We start from the raw sequence: 17,250 nt of genomic DNA, 5'->3' as shown, positions 1-17,250 counted from the left end.
TATAACTACCAACGGTTTCAATCCAAACTGAAAAAACGCGCACCGATTGAGTATCGATGCGCTTTGGCAGCATAGCTTTTTTCATTTGTCTACTTGACAGGGGTATGACCACACAGACGATGCTTAACGGTTTTTTAGGTTATACAGTAAGTATGTCTCATTCATTAGCCAATGCTTCTAAAATCTTTTTCGGATCAAAAAATTGAAAAGTTTGCTTACCTATAACAATATAAGGGGTCGCAATCCCACCTTCTCTAAGCATCTCATCAAAATTGCTCTGGTTATAGGTAACATCCAACTGTTTGAAAGGGATGCCAAGTTTTTTAAAATAGCATATAGCTTCATGGCATGCAAAACAATGGCTACTTCTGTATATCGTTACATTCGTCATACTAGTGCGCCTCCCCTGACAAAAACTTCAACTCGCAAAGTCAGTGTACGATCATCCAAAATACTTATCACAGTCCAATGCCGCGATACACCTTCTGCATTCTAAAGTAATTAGTATTCCTTTATACTCCTTTTTTCTTTGACCATAAATAATACTTTAATTGGTACAACATAATTCTAGTACAATAACATCATGCATTCAGTAAAACACATTACAGATACATATTTTAAATGTGGAAGGCTGCTTGAATCTCCAATAATTAAGCTCCACATACCTTAAATATTACTTTCTAGTTACTATATAACAAAAAAGTGAGTACTTCTATATTTGCTATGGCTGATCCATAATATCTTTTAAGAGATGTTTTACATGGATCCGGCAGTCGCTGGTGAAATTCCACAAGCAGCATTACGATCCCCCCTTTCTTTCACTGAATCCAAAAATTGAATTTGGATGAGGTATCCTCCCTTTCTCAAAAAGTCAATGTAAAGGATTTAAAAGTTACTGTTGAACTGCTTCAAGCAGCGCTGAAACAAATGACCGGAATTACAACTCCTGACGGGTTTCATAAGAGTGGCTACCTTGTGGGCCAAGCATGTAATGGAGATGAAGCTCTCGACAACTATAGAATAAATGCCTGTGAGTGGGGTATTAAATTGAGGAGTAGAAGGAATGAAATTCGTAAAGAAAGCATCTTTAAGAATACGTATCACAGTATTATCTGGAGCAATTTTAGTCATATGTTCTGTTATCCTTACCATCAGTTCAAAGAATTTTGATACAACCAATATGATTATCTCATCAATTGTTACTGTCCTCGGTATAGCGATGGTCTATTTCTTCTCAGGATGGTCTCTGCGGCCAATTCAAGATTTGAGACTAACGATTTCTGCCATTACCGAAGATGATTTGCAGAAACGAATACCTGATGAAAACAGAAACGATGAAGTAGGTGTGCTAGGACAGTCTTTTAACATCATGCTTGACCGGTTGGAAAAATCTGTTTTAAGACATAAACGATTCTCTGCCAGTGTTGTCCGTGAGCTAAAAATGCCCTTAGTTTTAATTAATGCGGGTATACAAGCACTTCAATTAAAGGAGAACCCTTCAATATCAGATTACGAAGAAATGCTTGCAATCACATTGAATAATGTAAAACGATTGATGACTGTTGTTGATGATCTTTTGACTCTATATGACGAGCAGTTACGATTCTATACCACTACCATAAACCTTCAAGAAATATTCGAATTAATTCGATATGAGCTCCTTCCATTCCTTGCAGAAAAGCATATTAAAATTGAGCTAAGTTGCAGGCTCCGGAATGTAAGAGGTAATCCGGCCTTACTGTATAGAACTTTCTTTAACTTGTTGGAGAATGCAGTCAAATATAACAGAGATGGTGGAAAAATCGTGATTGAAACAAAAGAAGAAAATAATGTGGGCAAAATTATTATTTCCGACACAGGTAATGGCATTGCAGCAGATGAGCTCCAGCGTATTTTTGAACCATTCTATCGTGTAAATAAATCGCGTTCGCGTAACACGGGAGGGGTTGGTTTGGGTTTATCTATTGTAAAAACAATTATTGAAAAACACAGATGGCAAATTTCGGTTGATAGTCTACTCGGGCAAGGTACTACTTTCACCATTACACTTACGCATGACAATAAAGTCAGTTTATATTCCTCAAATTTCTAATATATTCACTGATAAAAGAAATTCATAAATATTCTAGGCAGGAATTGTTATTCGCCTCATATGGTTTCCTTACTTCTTTTCCTAATCACTGTAATTATTGTTAATAGGATTGGAAAAATGATACATGGGAGCAGTGATGAAATAGGGAATATTTTAGCTCCATATGTGAAGTGATCGGCCGCTCGAACAAAGCTTCTACTGGTATGTGCAAAAATTAACAGACCGACCACAAATACAAAAGGCCTCTTCTTCTTTATGTTAAAAATCTCTCCTAGTACAAGAGTAAATACATATTGTAAAACAACGATGTATCCTAATGTAAGAACCGTCCATAATCCGATAAGAATGACTTCGATTCTTTCCAAGTATTCTCCAAATTTCACTAGTTGTATCGTTGAAAAGAATGGAAATATCGATATCTTTATATAATTGAACCCTAATGAACCAAGGGTCAAATAAGTAATGATAATCATATAGAGGCCTGCAATGATAATTGCAATCGTAGAGCTTAGGAATATTTTCTTTGGTTGTTCAACTCTTGACATGATAAAACCAAATGTGATCAATTCAGAAAAGGTAAAAGCAAATAAATGCATTCCCTGCGCAATAACTTCGGTTAGTTTACTTTGAAATGGAGGAAGGAAGGGGTTTATTTTAATTTCAGGAAAAATGAATAGGCAAGTGATAAGAAAACCGATTAAGAAAAACGGTAAGACTACTAAATTCGTTCGTACCATAGTGCCAAGACCTATATAAACACTATAGGTAGAACAAATAACACAAATCAAGATCAGTACATTCGCATTAGTATTAGGTACCAAAATTGTCGAGTAGAACATGGACGTAGCCCTTAATCCGCCAGAAACGTTTTCAATATTATTCAAAAGATAGACGCAAAGCATGGCTTTGCCAACCCATTTTCCTAGCAATAATTTGCAAATTTCAGCCAAATTTTTTTGAGGATACTGATTTTGAACATAACAAATGAGCCACAAAACGCCAATTCCAATAAATATATTCATTACATTCGCCATCCAAACGTCCTGTTTTAGAACTTTTGCTTCAGCAAGAAATACTCCTTCGAATCCAGAAATAAACCCAAATAATAGACAGCTGAACTGAATATGAGATATCTTTTCCAATCCTGCCATTTAGATCCCACCTGTTTTTTTATTCAATAATTGTTGACTGACATACTCGGAGATAGGTGTATATAATTTATTGTATAGGCTTTCTACTGTGGGCCACTTCTCTCCAATTTGTGGAGTAAAATAGCCCGCTATCATACAACATAAAACCAACATCAAAATGGCATCAGATATAGTTGACTTTTTTAGTAAATGAAATGAAACCACAATTCCATAACAGAGAGAACCGATCATAAAAACGCTATTTAGCATTAATCCCCTCCTCCAATGGACGTAGTTGTACCCGTTCTTTGTATTTTGACTGAGGCATGTACTTCAATTGGTATTGTAGGGTAAATTTCCTCCCACTCCTTCTCGATGGATTTCCATTCGTTTGGCTGATGTTGCATTAAAATATCCGAAAATCCAAGAATATCTACCTTCAAATCTTTTTGAAGATGATCCAAACTGGCTTTTAATGATTCTTCAATATGCTCAGCAGCGGCTTTCTCCATCTGTTTAATAGTTCTCGAATCAATGACGTTCGTATCTTGGTTCACACTTTCTACGGATGCATTTAATTTCATATCAACTTTCATTACTGGCATGCCGTTCAGAAATTCACTGTGAATTTCTGAGTTTGATACATGAAATATAGAAGTGAAATGAGTGTCAGATTCTATATCAATATTCCCAGGGAATTCTAGGCTCCTCCATATTTTTTTATTTGATAAAATGTTAACCATTAAAACATCGTTACCATCCAACCAATCAACCAACTTCTCTTTGTAAATCACTGCGCCTCCACTCAGTACTAGAACACCATTGGGTTTAGTTTGAGAAGGTTTCATTACTAAGCTGGCTGCCACAAATCCCCGGTAAGGATTCGAAAACAAATCAGCAAAGTCTTTAATAATGATTGGTGAACTCTGACCGAGAAGTTTATTATTCCGGATTTGGCCTAGTAGATCATTTGAAATGATATCTCCTGACTCTGTTTTTAACCTTAATTTGGATGAAGCTTGACCTTTGGTTATGATTGGGTAGGATGTAATTCGGAACTCACGTTTTCTTGTTAAATATTCTACTACCTCATATAAAGAGTATCGTGCCGCGTCTTCACCAACGATGAAAAATTTATTGTGCTGAAAAATGACATTTTTACCAGCATGGGCCCGCATTTTTTTACCTGCTTCTAATAGCGTGCTACCTGTTTCACTTGTAATCCATTGCGTAAATGCACCTGCTTTTTCTTGACCCGAATTTAACGGCAAAACGCAATATGTCGTAAATGTATATTGTTTAGATTTTATATCATAATCAATGGCTACTGCCGTATCTAGTGCAATATCACTGATTTCGTTAGTGTCACTCGAGCATCCTTCCGTTAAACTCACAATAAGACATAATAGTACTTGCCGAACAACTCTCCTCAAATCAATCCCACTCTTTCCCGGTCAAATAATTGGTTGGACGTTTTGAAGAATCTCCCAACCCTACATCTTGGCGAGAAGAAGCTTTTCTGAACTTGACTGGAAAAAGAATAATTTCTTTCATAACATTCTTCCATCTATCTGATCCAAGTGGATCTAGAAAAAGAACGCCACAGGATCTTAAGGAACATAAATGATATATAATGATAAACAAACCCACAGATACACCAAAAATACCTTGATTGGCAGCAAGAAACATTAACGGAAACCGTAATATGCGAAAAGAGATACCTGCACTAAAGGATGGAACTGTAAAGGAAGCTATACCTGTCATCGCAACAACAATGACCATCGGGCGTGACACAATCCCTGATTGCACAGCAGCTTCGCCTATAATAAGAGCACCAACTATACTGACTGATTGCCCCACAACGCGAGGTAAACGCAAGCTTGCTTCTCTTAGAACCTCAAAAGATAATTCCATAATGATCGCTTCAATGAATGTTGGAAAGGGTATCCCTGCTTTTGAAGAAAGAAAAGTCATCATGAGTGGTGTTGGAATCATCTCCAAATGAAACGTCGTTAAGGCTATATAGAGAGAAGGACCCATCAAGGAAATAAACAAGGTAACTAATCTTATGGCACGCAATAAATTAGCGAAGTAAAATCGTTCATACAAATCTTCTGAAGGATGAAGCATTTCAAAAAATGTGCTTGGAGCAATTAAGGCGTTGGGAGACCCGTCCATCATGATTACGATTTTCCCTCGATTTACAGCTGTGACGACACGATCTGGTCTTTCGGTATCCAGGATTTGTGGAAATGGTGAAAAAGTACTATCTTGGATCAATTCTTCAATTTGTGTAGTATCTACAAGTGAATTGATTTTAATTGCTTCTATTCTTTGCATGACCTCATTCAGAACTTCGCTATCTACAACATTCGCAAGGTAGAGAATCATTACTTTCGTATGACTCTCTTTTCCTAATACAACCAATTTTGCTTTCAAATTTGATGATTTCATCCGTCGGAAAACCATACCTAGATTTATTTGCAAATCCTCAGAAAAGCCCTCTCGCGGACCGCGTACGTTAAGTTCAAGTTGTGGCTCACCTATTGCTCGTGTTTCGTAACCTGGCAGACTCATAGCATATACTTTAGGATGTCCTTCCAAAAAAATAACGAAATTGGCATCAGCAACGCGATTGACAACTTCATTCAATTCCGACAGTTCTTGTACATCGCCTAGAGAATACAGGGTTTCAAGGATAGTTTTTTGCACATGTCCTTGATCATTACTCACGGATAAATCCAAGTTAATTTTACGGATTATTTGTTCATTTAATCTTTTTTCATCCACAAGGATCGTTAAATATACGATAAATGCTCCACAGTTATAATCCGAATGGATAAGGTTTCTAACAGTAAGTAATTCATTCTCGGAATAACTTTGCTGAAGTTTCTCTAAGTTAATAGCCGCAGATGATGTCAACGGTACTTGGCTCAATTCTATTCTCCCTTCTCCTTTAAATCACACGAGCACAGGATAATTCTCCAAATATTAGTGTTACCAGTATTATTAGCAATAGTATCCATAAGTATGTCCCATGATCAAACAATTCGATGTTTATTTGTCTTATTTATCTCAATGTCAACATCAATTAAAATAGGCGACCTCCTCTCGATTTATTTCGAGAAGCGATCGCCACTTAAGATAATCTTTTATGAACTAAGGCTTATAAAGCAAATCAGGAAAAATGTTTAGCACTTGTAATTGTGGTTCCCCATTCGCCAATTGGTGTGTTGAAACTTAGCTCTCTTCCTAACAGAAATTCTGCTGCTCTTGCGTAAGGACCTTGACGATATGCTTTAGATTCTTCTTCTGCCAGCCAAGTCTCCTTCGAGCAGTTCCAAATTTCATAAAATACCACTTCATTTGGATTGTCAATATTTTCATGAACAATTCCATTTACAAATGAGGGCTCTTTTGACATTGTGTCAAACAATGGCTTCAAGTTATCAAAGAAAGCCTGTTTGTCTGAATTTTCCTTTAGTTGAAAGCGTGCAATAATTACTGTTTGTTCTATATTACTCATTCTAAAAACTCCTTTTATGTTTAATTTAGCTGTAAGTTTTTCCTCATATTCTCAACACAACACTTTATTTTCGGAAGCAACTTACTTTTAGTTTTGCGTGATCACAATTCTTATTATGAAGCATAAGCGCGGAAATGAAAAGTACGTACTTTTAGGTTATATATTAACTAAAAAGTAATAATTGTGATTTCCAAGGGGATTACACCTATTCCACATGTAAAACTACAAACTCATCTTGAGCAATTGACTTCTGTGCATAGTCCGTCCCCCAATTACAAAGCGCTCTTAAAACGTTTTCTAAAGATTGACCAAGCTCTGTACTAGAATACTCAACTTTCGGAGGTACTTCATTATACATTTTTCTTTTAATGAGTCCACTTGTTTCTAATTCTCTCAGGGTTTGAATCAACATTTTTTGAGTAATATTAGGCATCAACCTTTTTAACTCACCCGTCCGTTTTGTACCTTTAATTAAATAGTACAATATTAATCCCTTCCACTTCCCACTAAGTAAGTCTAATGTAACTTCTAGGTCACAGTAATAAGTTTTCATATTGATGTAACATCTCCCTAATGCATTAATTACTTTTAAGTAACTATATAACAATAAAGTGGGTACTTTTTTTATTAGTACATTTGATTCATAATATCTTTAATAACGAGCAAAGATAATTTAAAATCAGTACCAAAATAAGGTACAATCTATATGAAATTGGGTGGAAACATGATTCAAGTTTTTGAAGCATCATCCCGGCACCAAGCAGACTTTGGTTGGTTAAAAAGTAGCCTGAGTTTCTCCTTTGCAGATTACTATGACCCCAAAACAACAAGTTTTGGTCCAATGCGAGTATTGAATGACGATTTTGTTTTACCTCAGCGTGGTTTTGGTATGCATCCTCATCAAAACATGGAAATAGTCTCAATTGTTCTGGACGGCCAACTAGAACATAAAGACAGCACTGGCCATTCTGCCGTAACCTCATTTGGCGGTGTGCAGCGAATGACAGCAGGAACTGGAATTGTACATTCTGAGATGAATCCTGGAGAAAATACAGTGAATTTCCTACAACTGTGGTTTGATCCAGAGGAACAAGGCCTAGAACCTTCATATCAAACTACTGAGTATAATCCTCTTCTTATGAGAAATACGCTCTTACCTATTGTTTCAAAAAACTCAAATTCGAATGTATCCTATATTCACCAGGATCTCACCATTTATTTTTCAGATCAGGAAAAGGGGAACTCCTTGAAATTTGAGCAACCAGAAGGCAGACGTATCTTTGTATTTATCGTAGAAGGCTCATTACAGTTAGACGATTCAACGATTCTAAATAAAAGAGATACTGCCAGAATAACTAATATGTCCTCACTTCAACTTACTGCAATGGAGCATACAAGGTATTTGCTGATTGATCTTCCTTAATTCAAAAAAGAAACCAATGCACAGTCATTGGTTTCTTTTCAATTTGCTTACACGGAATAATTAGAAGGTACATATTCAATTTTGGACTCAGCTTTTATTGTTAATATTTGATTTTGTTCATCAAATCGTAAATTTCCATTCTTTAAATAAAACCATATCTTTTTCGTAGGCTGATCATCAAATTCCTGGAATATAAACAAATTCAGCTCTTCTTTCCATGTCAGTATTTCATCTATTTTTACCTCGGGGTTTAATTGGATATTTATTCTCCAATGCTCCCCTTCAGGAATAACCTCATACTCCTTTTGATTTTTAGTTTGAAAAAATGTTCTGCCACCTACTGCATGCTTTAATACAAGTTCCTCTCTCATATCCAGCCCCCGTTTTATTATTATGGAAGGTCAATTAGCATTACAAATGTATCTTCATCTGCTCTTAGATCTAAATCAGTGACGGATTCAATTCGTGCCGTATCTCCACTCTGCAACTTACTATCATTTGCAAATAATTGCCCCTCTATGATGAATAAGAATGCTTTTCTTTTTCCACTATGATAGGAAACATGTTTTCCTTTTTCAATTCGGCTTAAATAGATCGTAAGATCTTGATGTATCTTTGCAGTATTGTTTATGCCATCTGGCGTTACAATAGCATGCAATGAATTCTGCATAGAATCAGAATCATACCTGCTCGTCTCATAAGAAGGTTGGAGGCCATTTTGATTGGGCATGAACCACAGTTGCAGAAATCTAGTTGACTCCTTGTCCGAGGCATTGTACTCCGCATGAATAATACCTGATCCACCACTCATTCTCTGTACTTCTCCGACATTAGTAATTTCGGTATTACCCAAATTATCTTCATGTCTTACTGCGCCTTTCAGAACAATTGTGACAATTTCCATGTCACTATGAGGATGTGCACCAAATCCTCTACCTGGTGCAACCTCATCTTCGTTGCATACTCTCATAACACTAAATGCTGTATTCGATGAGTCAAAATATGCACCAAACGAAAAGCTTAACTTACTAGAAAGCCATTCATTTTCAACTTGAAAACGAGATTCTGATGGATACACTTTAATCATAAGGCATCATTCCTTTTCTATTTTATACAATTCATACATACAGTACCTTATTTATTATTTATTGTTCAGTAAAATAGATTACAATTTGAGTATATTCAGAAATTGAATGAAATTAGTTCTACTCAGGGACATGACACACAGGTGCTCTTTTAAAATAGACAGTAAGTCAACTTAGTATACTTATATTTATGCAAACCATAGGGAATGTTTAGTTAATACTCATTTATGAAAGGTGTTGTAAGTCATGTTGAATAAATTATGGTACTTATCTAGAATCCATATATTTGAGGCGCTTCCCCCTGAAGATTTAATGGAGATTGATCAAATGACGCCGATGACTCATTTTAATGCAATACCAAAAGGTACAATCGTACAAACACCTGACTCGAACCGAGATGGATTGTTTTTTATTAAAGTTGGAAAACTCCGAATGTACAAATTAAACTTAGAAGGAAAACAGTATACGGCAGCAATCCTCGGTGCAGGTAATATGTTTGGTGAAATCGATGCATTCTCTCTCGGAACACGTGATGTTTATATCGAAACATTGGAGGAAACTTTACTTTGCTCCGTTCACAAAGATCAGTTCGAGCAATTTCTTTTACTACGCCCACAATTAGTATTGCGATTCTTGAAAGAAATTAGCAAGCGATTAGACGAAACCTCTGAATTGTTGGAAAAATTAGCTCTTGGTAATGTTAATGAACGCGTTCTCTATCTCCTCCTAAGACTATCTGATCAATTCGGCGTCGCTGAAGAACAATTGGTTAGAATAGATTTTCCTTTAACCCACTTGGAATTGGCTAATATGATAGGAGCAACAAGAGAGTCCGTTACAAACTCCTTGAATGAACTTTCCAAACAAGAAATCATCCGTACAGGTAGAAAAAAAATACTAATTGATCAAAAAAAAGCAAAAGAAAGTTTACAGTCTAAGTAATTGCATTTGTACAAGATCCAATCAAACCAGACTTAAACTAAAAGGAGAAGTAGTCCACTTAACGAACTACTCCTCCTAATTAAGTTCAACTAAATTAGCAATGTGTTTCAACCTATTTGATTTAAAGTGTTGAGATAGTTACGAACCTGTTCAGGAGTTTTGGCAAATTTACTGTGTAAATGTGCGATTTTCTCTCCATTTTTAAACACTAACAAACTAGGAATACCACGTACATCATTTTCTTCCGCTAATGTTTGAAACTTCTCTGCATCAATCGCATAGAAATTCTTATCCTTTTGCTCTTCGATAATATCCCCAATAAATCGATCCATGTTTTTACAGTCTGGACACCATGTCGTATCAAATTTCAAAACCGTATACTTTTCTTTTGCAATTAGATCTTGATATTGTTCTTTAGTTTGTATTCTATCCATGTTCATTCTCCTCTTTTTAGTTAAGTAATAAATTCATTTATTTATTGAATCATTTGAAGTAAATCATTTTGAGATTCACTCATCGTGGGTGAATTTCGTTAGTTACTTAAGGTTATGAATATACAAAAATAAGGCTAACAACCCTGCATAATTGAAAATAAATAAAGTAAGTCTTACCCATTTGCCACCTGTTTTTGGGAAGTAGGTTTGATCCACATTTGTATTTCTACGAGAGATACCTATCATAAAAGTAGCAACGAGAGCAATAATAAGATGACTGTGAAAATTGTAAATAGATTGATAAATTAATAATGGAACCCCTATTTTGGGAATAGTAAATCGCAAATTTTTAAGTGATCCCACTTCTAAGATATTAGGCTGCTGGAATCCCAACAGCCTTTTTGCTATAACATTAGATGTGGCGTTTGAAATTACTTTGCACTCATTTTCTCAACAGCTTCTTTTGTCGTCATGCATCATGGATAACGATCTCAATCATGTTGACTTCCTTAATAACATCTTTCGTTAATTCATAGCCTGATCCGGATGGACTTAAGAAAGCATTTTGAGGGTCTGTGACAACAATTGCAGTTGTTTGTTGATTAATTTGCAACGATTTCGCCTCCACATTCTTTTAACAAGTATCTCCGATAGATGTATATTCTTTAATTTTTTGTTTTAAAAATGCTTTACTCTGAACGCCTACAAATGTTTCTAATTGATATCCATCTTTAAAAAGCATTAATGTAGGTATACTTTTCACATCGTACTCTGAAGCAATGTCAGACTCTGAATCTATATCTACTTTTGCAATTGTAGCCTCATGCTTCACCTCTTTAGCTAGCTCTTCTACAATCGGTAATTGGATTTTACAAGGGCCGCACCAAGTTGCATAGAAATCTACAAGTGTAACCCCATGTTCGATTTGTCCTCGAAAACTATCCTTTGTTAAGGATACAACATCCATTATTCTAACCTCCTCGTTTTTGTACATTTATAATACCCTACAGATTTATGTGCTTCTGTAACATATTTTACACAAGCGTTTTACTCCAATCATGAATCATCGAGCCTTCAAGAAACTTCTCACAATCAAGGGCTGCCATACAGCCACTTCCAGCTGCCGTAATCGCCTGACGATACTTCTTGTCTTGTACATCACCGCACGCAAATACACCTGGAATGTTCGTTTCAGAAGTGCCTGGATTCACTTTCAAATAACCGATTTCATCGGTATTTAACTGGCCATCAAGAAATTTCGTATTAGGTGTATGACCAATCGTAACAAAAATGCCTTCAGCTTCAATGATCTCTTCATTAGAAGTGATATTGTTGAGGACCTTTAACCCGGTTACCCCACGTTCGCCTGCCACTACCTCTAGCGGTGTATTGTTCAAGCTCCATGTGATTTTACTGTTCTGACGTGCACGGTCTTGCATGATTTTCGAGGCGCGTAGTTCCTCACGTCTATGTACTACCCTTACTTCTGACGCAAATTTCGTTAAGAAATGTGCTTCTTCCATGGCAGAATCCCCGCCACCGACTACTATAATCTTTTTGTTGCGAAAAAAGAAACCATCGCAAGTTGCACACGTACTAATTCCTCTGCCTACATTTTCCTTTTCACCTGATATTCCGAGGTATTTTGCGGATGCACCAGTCGATATAATGAGCGAACTTGCTACAAGTTCTTCTCCTCCTTCGAGCTGTAGTTTAAATGGGCGTTCGGATAAATCTACTTTATTGACCCATCCTGAACGGAATCGGGCACCGAAACGTTCTGCTTGTTTCCGCATATTTTCTATCAACTCAGGCCCCATTATTCCTTCGGGGAAACCCGGGAAATTCTCGACTTCTGTGGTGGTAGTTAATTGTCCTCCTGGTTCAGGACCTTCAATAATAATTGGCTCTAAATTTGCACGTGCTAAATAAATTGCTGCAGTTAGTCCTGCTGGCCCAGTTCCGATAATGATGACGTGATTCAAATTATTTCCTCCTTTAATGTTCCTAACGATTAATACGGCTGTAGAGATTCGATATTTTAGCTTTCCGCGAATCTAGTTGTTTATGCGGATATTAGATATTAAATGTAAGTAGAATACACTCCATGAACGAAAACGGATAAATCTCATTATCGAGGAACATATTATGCTAAGCACAACATAAAGATTCCAGATAAAAAAGGAGCTAATTATGAGTAAAACATTTCGGTGGCTTCTCGTGTTTATATTTCAAATCAGTGTTTGTCTGTATGGTCTTCAACAACCTGTTATAGCTTCACAATCAGCGCCTTATCAATCAAATGAAGGCATGAGGATAGATTCAAACAATACTGCTTTAATATTTACAGATCCCCAAAATGATTATCTCAGTCCAAAAGGTGCTGCTTGGAATTTGATGAAAGAAAGCATTACAAAGAATCACACCATTGAAAACATTGAGTTGTTATTAAAGACTGCACAAGAAAATAAGTTTAAAGTATTCATATCTCCGCATTATTATTATCCATATGACCAGAAATGGATGTTTGGTGGAGTTATGGAAGATTGGATGCATGCTAATAAAATGTTTCAAAGAAGAGGTCCTTTAACTCTCGAAGGATTCGAGGGTTCAGGTGCTGATTTTTTTGAAAGTTTTAAACCTCTATTCAAAGATACTAACGCAGTTATTACAAGTCCTCACAAAATTTATGGTCCCGAATCGAACGATTTAGTCTTACAACTACGAAAAGCAGGAATTACTCGTGTTCTTCTTGCAGGAATGGCAGCAAACTTGTGCGTTGAATCTCATTTGCGAGAACTTGTTGAGCAAGGATTTGAAGTTGCGGTGATTTATGATGCAACTGCCGCTCCAATTATGAATGACTTTGATGGGGACATGGTTGCAAAAACTAATTTCAAAATGATCGCAAGTGCTAGTTGGCCAACTAGTGAGGTCATAAAGAAAATGAAATCAGGGCAAAACTAAATAACAAATACAATCAGTAAGGGAGGGAGAGGGTATCCTATGCCATGTAAATGGCGAGGCCACCCTTTTCTTAATTTTAACATTCCGACTAACTTAACTAATAAATTTTCACGGTTTTAAATAAGCTACCAATTTATCTATAAAATTCATTTTCTTTTTTTGGCACGAAGATACACAAGTAGCCCCATGAAACCACCCATAAATCCACTCAACAGGCCACTTATTGCATTGCCCATTGCATTTCCAAATACTGTTGCAGGCAATGGTAAAACGAAATAGTTCATGAGGAAACTCATAATGGCTCCCATTATACATCCAGCTAGGCCTTGTTTAACAGCCTCATTCATGATATCCAGCACCTCCTTACCAAAATTACTCTGAAATATTTTCTTTGCTCTTGTTTTATTCGAACAACAATATAGTAATTCTTTTCTAAGTCATCATTCAGTAAGATAGATTACAATAAAACTTAAGAAGAACTCGAATGCTGCTTACACATTAAAAATAACGGCCTCGATTTTAAATCGAAGCCGTTATCTCGTTTTTCTTTTAAAATGATTTCGCTAGTTCGCGTGCATTTCGGATTGCCTTAACTTTTATCGCTTGCGCTTGATCCGGAACTGCAGCCATACCTTCAACAAAAATTGCTTCAAAACTCGGAACACCAAGAAATTTCATGATGACGTCCAAATGACGATGACCCATTTCGAAACTCTCAAAATTCGAACCAGGCGACAAAAAGCTACCGCTTGATTGAATATGAACTGCTTTTTTACGATCCAATAAGCCAACGGGGCCTTTATCAGGAACATACTTGAATGTTTTTCCAGCAACACTGATAGAATCAATATATGCCTTCAACACTGGTGGAAAAGAAAAGTTCCAAGTCGGATTTACAAAAACATACTTATCCGCTGCCACGAATTGATCTACGAGTTCGTTCAGGCGTTCAACTTTGACTTTTTCAGCATGAGTTAAGACTTCACCATCCCCTAACTTTCTCCATCCATTAAACACGTCGGCATCAATGTCCGGAATATCCGTTTTATAGAGATCAATATGAACAACTTCATCTTGAGGATGCGATTGAAGATAACTTTTGATAAATTCATTCCCTACTGCCATACTGTACGAAGCATCTTGGTTATTTGGATGAGCTGTAATATATAATACTTTCTCTTTTCTATCATTGCTCTTCGAAGATCCGAATATTTTTTTCATAAATTGGATCATAGTATCACAACTCCTTCAATACTTAGAATGTTTTTGCCAACTTCCAAGCCTGTACGATAGCATCCTCTTTTATTTGACGAGCTTGATCTTGAGCCGCAGCCATACCTTCTACAAATACAGTCTCTAAGCTTGGAACTCCAATGAATTTCATAATAACATCTAGATGACGGTGACCAATTTCAAAATCTGCGTAAGCTGACCCAGGAGATAGTACACTTCCACTTGCTTGAATGTGTATAGCTTTTTTGCTTCCGAGCAGGCCGACAGGACCATTCTCTGTATATTTAAAAGTTTTTCCTGCAACACAAATTGCGTCAATATAAGCTTTCATGACAGGAGGAAATGAGAAATTCCAAGTAGGATTTACGAACACATATTTATCTGCAGCTACAAATTGATCCACTAACTCGGTGAGTTGACCAATTTTTGATTGCTCCGCATTCGTTAATTGCTCAAAAGATGTACCCGATCCAAGTTTCCCCCAGGCACTAAATACGTCCGCGTCAAGGCGTGGGATATCCATTTTGAATAGATCAAGATGCAGAATTTCATCATTTGGATTAGCTGCCTTATAAGCTTCGAGAAATTGCTTTCCAACCGCCAAGCTATAAGATGCTTCAGTCTCGTTCGGATGTGCTGTGATATACAATAAAGTTGACATAATAATTTTCCTTCTTTCATTTATGATTTAGGAATTCAAATTCCATTTTAAAAAGCAAAAATCCGTTCAAAAATGAGTGTGATTCATATTCGATGAAATCAAAGCCTCTTACATTTTGTATGTTACTATATTTATTTATAATTAGTCAAGAAATAATATTAGGCATCCGAAAGCATTTATCTCAAAAAAAAGAAATCCGTTTATCAGCGCGGATTTCCCTCATTACAATTGTAAAATTTAAAGTATTAACCTAACTTAATACCAATTGAAGCATTATCGTCAGGCGTTCCGAGCCAGTAGCCATAAGCTATCGCTACTTCAACAAAATGTTGTAGAGCTTCTGGCGTAGGAGGACCTGGTTGCACATTGTCAACTGGAGTGCCTATTTCATTGAAAAATTCACCCATTTTCACAGTCGATACAACTAATAACGTTACTGTTTCATTAGAAGAATTTCTCCAAGCGTGTTTTACATGTCCCGGAATATCAACAGTGTCGCCTGCCTTAACTGTTTTCCAACTGTTTTCTGTGAACGCTTCAAGTTCCCCTGTGAGAACAACAAAGGTTTCACGATCATCGTGACTGTGTACTGGTACGATAACTCCTGGTGGAACCTCAGCCTTCATAAGAGAGTAATCCATATTTTCCTTTAAATCTGTAACAAGTTGAATCCGTGGTCCCATAACATCCAAAACTTTTGACATATATTTATGCCTCCTAATATTTATTGTTTTTCAATATTTGCAAACAACAGCGACGTTATAAAATCCTGTTGAGAATTGAGGCGGATAGCGAATTTTTGAACCGTGATGCAGCTCGTTATTCAGCAATCCGTTTCTCTTCCCTATTCGCATCCTCAGTGTATAACTAATCATCCATTCTATTCTGTAATCTATCTTACATTAAAATACGATGGCTTATTATTTGAGTCCAGCAACAGTGATTAAACGGCTTTGGTACAACATGTGTAACAAAGCCACGTCAGGCTAAACCACCGAAAGGCGGAAAACAGATGTCTTATACGATTTAGAGAAATGTATAGATATGAGCAATAAGTAACAAAATAATTGGACTTTAGAAGCATTCGGCAGCAAAGGCAGCCACTCTCGCAAAGTGATCTGCCTGGGTAACCCATGATCAAATTCTTTTTCCACATCTCAAGTCAGTGAAGTTGGGCAGTGTAAATCTTCACGACTGAAATTCATCAAGCCGTAGTAGATTCTTTTTATGTTTATTACCGCCAGCGGTTTCAAAGAAAACTTAAAAAACGCGAACCGAGTGAGTGTCGGTGCGCGTTGGCAGCATAGCTTTTTCCATCTGTCTTTTTGACAATGGTATGACCAAATAATCAGATTTGAAGCCAGTTCCTTGTCAAAGGGGCTAAATGCAAAATTTATAAAGACTTTTATTACTTTATTTATTATTTGATAACTATACCTTTAGAAGAAAGTTATAGCTTCTGAACTTAGGACACTATAGAAAAAAAGGATTATTTTGGTGTTATTTTAAATGAAAATCGCACGAAACTTCTATTTTTTAAAATAGATAATTAAAGAAGTATTCTGCCCGTTAACGGAGTGATGCAGTGCCATGTGGCATTCACTGGCGCTCTGTGGCAAATGAAACCCCGATTACTACTTTAGGTAAAAAAAAACTACGACGGCAAGATTAGCAAACGCACTGTGCGTCCCATAGGTTTTCCAGGCTTTCTAGGTACTTTTCTGGGTCTCGTCTAAATCGTTTACGTTTTACGCTAT

20 protein-coding genes are annotated in these 17,250 nt (G+C 36.5%); 4 read left to right on the top strand and 16 right to left on the bottom strand.

Annotation, left to right across the window (positions count from 1 at the left end; genetic code table 11):
• Positions 1–157: 157 nt before the first annotated feature.
• A complete protein-coding gene (locus tag AC58P7_RS32605; RefSeq protein WP_047682614.1) occupies positions 158–391 on the bottom strand; it encodes a glutaredoxin family protein in 234 nt (77 codons plus the stop codon).
• 672 nt (positions 392–1,063) lie between these two features.
• Between AC58P7_RS32605 and AC58P7_RS32600 the strand changes: the two genes are divergently transcribed.
• The gene (locus AC58P7_RS32600; protein ID WP_497350239.1) at positions 1,064–2,092 is read left to right on the top strand and encodes a sensor histidine kinase; all 1,029 of its coding nucleotides are present in this window, start codon (positions 1,064–1,066) and stop codon (positions 2,090–2,092) included.
• 56 nt (positions 2,093–2,148) lie between these two features.
• Here the strand turns inward: AC58P7_RS32600 and AC58P7_RS32595 are convergent, their stop codons facing one another.
• From AC58P7_RS32595 to AC58P7_RS32575, 5 genes are all read right to left on the bottom strand, one after another.
• Complete coding sequence (locus AC58P7_RS32595) at positions 2,149–3,243, bottom strand: GerAB/ArcD/ProY family transporter (RefSeq protein ID WP_497350238.1); 1,095 nt, start codon at positions 3,241–3,243, stop codon at positions 2,149–2,151.
• 248 nt (positions 3,244–3,491) lie between these two features.
• A complete protein-coding gene (locus AC58P7_RS32590; RefSeq protein ID WP_497350237.1) occupies positions 3,492–4,655 on the bottom strand; it encodes a Ger(x)C family spore germination protein in 1,164 nt (387 codons plus the stop codon).
• A gap of 1 nt (position 4,656) precedes the next feature.
• Positions 4,657–6,159 carry a spore germination protein gene (locus AC58P7_RS32585; RefSeq protein ID WP_497350236.1) on the bottom strand — a complete coding sequence of 501 codons (1,503 nt, stop codon included), beginning with the start codon at positions 6,157–6,159 and terminating at the stop codon, positions 4,657–4,659.
• A gap of 241 nt (positions 6,160–6,400) precedes the next feature.
• On the bottom strand, positions 6,401–6,748 hold the full coding sequence (locus tag AC58P7_RS32580) for a putative quinol monooxygenase (RefSeq protein WP_497350235.1): 348 nt from the start codon (positions 6,746–6,748) through the stop codon (positions 6,401–6,403).
• A 205-nt stretch (positions 6,749–6,953) separates the two neighbouring features.
• Positions 6,954–7,301: a winged helix-turn-helix transcriptional regulator gene (locus tag AC58P7_RS32575; protein ID WP_497350234.1), complete on the bottom strand. Its 348-nt coding sequence runs from the start codon at positions 7,299–7,301 to the stop codon at positions 6,954–6,956.
• Between the two features lie 171 nt (positions 7,302–7,472).
• On the opposite strand from AC58P7_RS32575, the gene AC58P7_RS32570 reads away from it, so the two are divergent.
• Positions 7,473–8,171, top strand: coding sequence for a pirin family protein (locus tag AC58P7_RS32570; RefSeq protein ID WP_497350233.1), 699 nt, complete (start codon positions 7,473–7,475; stop codon positions 8,169–8,171).
• A gap of 47 nt (positions 8,172–8,218) precedes the next feature.
• Here AC58P7_RS32570 and AC58P7_RS32565 read toward each other — a convergent pair whose 3' ends face one another.
• Together AC58P7_RS32565 and AC58P7_RS32560 are read right to left on the bottom strand one after the other, a co-directional pair.
• Positions 8,219–8,542 (bottom strand): hypothetical protein, encoded by a 324-nt coding sequence (locus AC58P7_RS32565; protein ID WP_497350232.1) that lies wholly within the window; start codon positions 8,540–8,542, stop codon positions 8,219–8,221.
• Positions 8,543–8,562: 20 nt separating this feature from the next.
• Entirely contained in the window at positions 8,563–9,258 is a 696-nt protein-coding gene (locus AC58P7_RS32560) for a pirin family protein (protein ID WP_497350231.1), read from the bottom strand.
• 244 nt (positions 9,259–9,502) lie between these two features.
• Here AC58P7_RS32560 and AC58P7_RS32555 point away from each other — a divergent pair, with 244 nt between their 5' ends.
• Positions 9,503–10,198, top strand: a complete 696-nt coding sequence (locus AC58P7_RS32555; RefSeq protein ID WP_497350230.1) for a Crp/Fnr family transcriptional regulator — start codon at positions 9,503–9,505, stop codon at positions 10,196–10,198.
• A 107-nt stretch (positions 10,199–10,305) separates the two neighbouring features.
• Here AC58P7_RS32555 and AC58P7_RS32550 read toward each other — a convergent pair whose 3' ends face one another.
• The 4 genes from AC58P7_RS32550 to trxB all read right to left on the bottom strand — a co-directional run bounded on the left by AC58P7_RS32550 (position 10,306) and on the right by trxB (position 12,617).
• Positions 10,306–10,632 (bottom strand): thioredoxin family protein, encoded by a 327-nt coding sequence (locus AC58P7_RS32550; protein WP_497350229.1) that lies wholly within the window; start codon positions 10,630–10,632, stop codon positions 10,306–10,308.
• A gap of 469 nt (positions 10,633–11,101) precedes the next feature.
• Positions 11,102–11,245, bottom strand: a complete 144-nt coding sequence (locus AC58P7_RS32545) for a hypothetical protein (RefSeq protein WP_497350228.1) — start codon at positions 11,243–11,245, stop codon at positions 11,102–11,104.
• Between the two features lie 21 nt (positions 11,246–11,266).
• The gene (trxA, locus tag AC58P7_RS32540; RefSeq protein WP_497350227.1) at positions 11,267–11,599 is read right to left on the bottom strand and encodes a thioredoxin; all 333 of its coding nucleotides are present in this window, start codon (positions 11,597–11,599) and stop codon (positions 11,267–11,269) included.
• Positions 11,600–11,666: 67 nt separating this feature from the next.
• Positions 11,667–12,617 carry a thioredoxin-disulfide reductase gene (gene trxB / locus AC58P7_RS32535; protein ID WP_497350226.1) on the bottom strand — a complete coding sequence of 317 codons (951 nt, stop codon included), beginning with the start codon at positions 12,615–12,617 and terminating at the stop codon, positions 11,667–11,669.
• Between the two features lie 208 nt (positions 12,618–12,825).
• On the opposite strand from trxB, the gene AC58P7_RS32530 reads away from it, so the two are divergent.
• Complete coding sequence (locus AC58P7_RS32530) at positions 12,826–13,599, top strand: cysteine hydrolase family protein (RefSeq protein WP_497350225.1); 774 nt, start codon at positions 12,826–12,828, stop codon at positions 13,597–13,599.
• A gap of 146 nt (positions 13,600–13,745) precedes the next feature.
• Here the strand turns inward: AC58P7_RS32530 and AC58P7_RS32525 are convergent, their stop codons facing one another.
• The 4 genes from AC58P7_RS32525 to AC58P7_RS32510 all read right to left on the bottom strand — a co-directional run bounded on the left by AC58P7_RS32525 (position 13,746) and on the right by AC58P7_RS32510 (position 16,197).
• Complete coding sequence (locus tag AC58P7_RS32525; protein WP_497350224.1) at positions 13,746–13,946, bottom strand: hypothetical protein; 201 nt, start codon at positions 13,944–13,946, stop codon at positions 13,746–13,748.
• Between the two features lie 202 nt (positions 13,947–14,148).
• Positions 14,149–14,832, bottom strand: a complete 684-nt coding sequence (locus AC58P7_RS32520) for an FMN-dependent NADH-azoreductase (RefSeq protein WP_497350223.1) — start codon at positions 14,830–14,832, stop codon at positions 14,149–14,151.
• A gap of 22 nt (positions 14,833–14,854) precedes the next feature.
• The gene (locus AC58P7_RS32515; protein WP_497350222.1) at positions 14,855–15,493 is read right to left on the bottom strand and encodes an FMN-dependent NADH-azoreductase; all 639 of its coding nucleotides are present in this window, start codon (positions 15,491–15,493) and stop codon (positions 14,855–14,857) included.
• A gap of 245 nt (positions 15,494–15,738) precedes the next feature.
• Complete coding sequence (locus tag AC58P7_RS32510) at positions 15,739–16,197, bottom strand: cupin domain-containing protein (protein WP_497350221.1); 459 nt, start codon at positions 16,195–16,197, stop codon at positions 15,739–15,741.
• Positions 16,198–17,250 lie beyond the last annotated feature (1,053 nt).

It is taken from the genome of Paenibacillus sp. J22FR5 (genome assembly GCF_059691975.1).
The sequence above is the reverse complement of the archived record's forward strand: the minus strand, read 5'-3'. Positions and strand labels throughout refer to the sequence as shown.

Excerpts from the sequence above, each read along its gene's own strand:
- AC58P7_RS32565 (WP_497350232.1), bottom strand. The coding sequence starts at position 8,542 with ATGAGAGAGGAACTTGTATTAAAGCATGCAGTAGGTGGCAGAACATTT.
- AC58P7_RS32605 (WP_047682614.1), bottom strand. The coding sequence starts at position 391 with ATGACGAATGTAACGATATACAGAAGTAGCCATTGTTTTGCATGCCAT.
- AC58P7_RS32510 (WP_497350221.1), bottom strand. The coding sequence starts at position 16,197 with ATGTCAAAAGTTTTGGATGTTATGGGACCACGGATTCAACTTGTTACA.
- AC58P7_RS32600 (WP_497350239.1), top strand. The coding sequence starts at position 1,064 with ATGAAATTCGTAAAGAAAGCATCTTTAAGAATACGTATCACAGTATTA.
- AC58P7_RS32580 (WP_497350235.1), bottom strand. The coding sequence starts at position 6,748 with ATGAGTAATATAGAACAAACAGTAATTATTGCACGCTTTCAACTAAAG.
- AC58P7_RS32595 (WP_497350238.1), bottom strand. The coding sequence starts at position 3,243 with ATGGCAGGATTGGAAAAGATATCTCATATTCAGTTCAGCTGTCTATTA.
- AC58P7_RS32575 (WP_497350234.1), bottom strand. The coding sequence starts at position 7,301 with ATGAAAACTTATTACTGTGACCTAGAAGTTACATTAGACTTACTTAGT.
- AC58P7_RS32520 (WP_497350223.1), bottom strand. The coding sequence starts at position 14,832 with ATGATCCAATTTATGAAAAAAATATTCGGATCTTCGAAGAGCAATGAT.
- AC58P7_RS32515 (WP_497350222.1), bottom strand. The coding sequence starts at position 15,493 with ATGTCAACTTTATTGTATATCACAGCACATCCGAACGAGACTGAAGCA.
- trxA (WP_497350227.1), bottom strand. The coding sequence starts at position 11,599 with ATGGATGTTGTATCCTTAACAAAGGATAGTTTTCGAGGACAAATCGAA.
- AC58P7_RS32555 (WP_497350230.1), top strand. The coding sequence starts at position 9,503 with ATGTTGAATAAATTATGGTACTTATCTAGAATCCATATATTTGAGGCG.
- AC58P7_RS32525 (WP_497350224.1), bottom strand. The coding sequence starts at position 13,946 with ATGAATGAGGCTGTTAAACAAGGCCTAGCTGGATGTATAATGGGAGCC.
- AC58P7_RS32560 (WP_497350231.1), bottom strand. The coding sequence starts at position 9,258 with ATGATTAAAGTGTATCCATCAGAATCTCGTTTTCAAGTTGAAAATGAA.
- AC58P7_RS32530 (WP_497350225.1), top strand. The coding sequence starts at position 12,826 with ATGAGTAAAACATTTCGGTGGCTTCTCGTGTTTATATTTCAAATCAGT.
- AC58P7_RS32550 (WP_497350229.1), bottom strand. The coding sequence starts at position 10,632 with ATGGATAGAATACAAACTAAAGAACAATATCAAGATCTAATTGCAAAA.
- AC58P7_RS32570 (WP_497350233.1), top strand. The coding sequence starts at position 7,473 with ATGATTCAAGTTTTTGAAGCATCATCCCGGCACCAAGCAGACTTTGGT.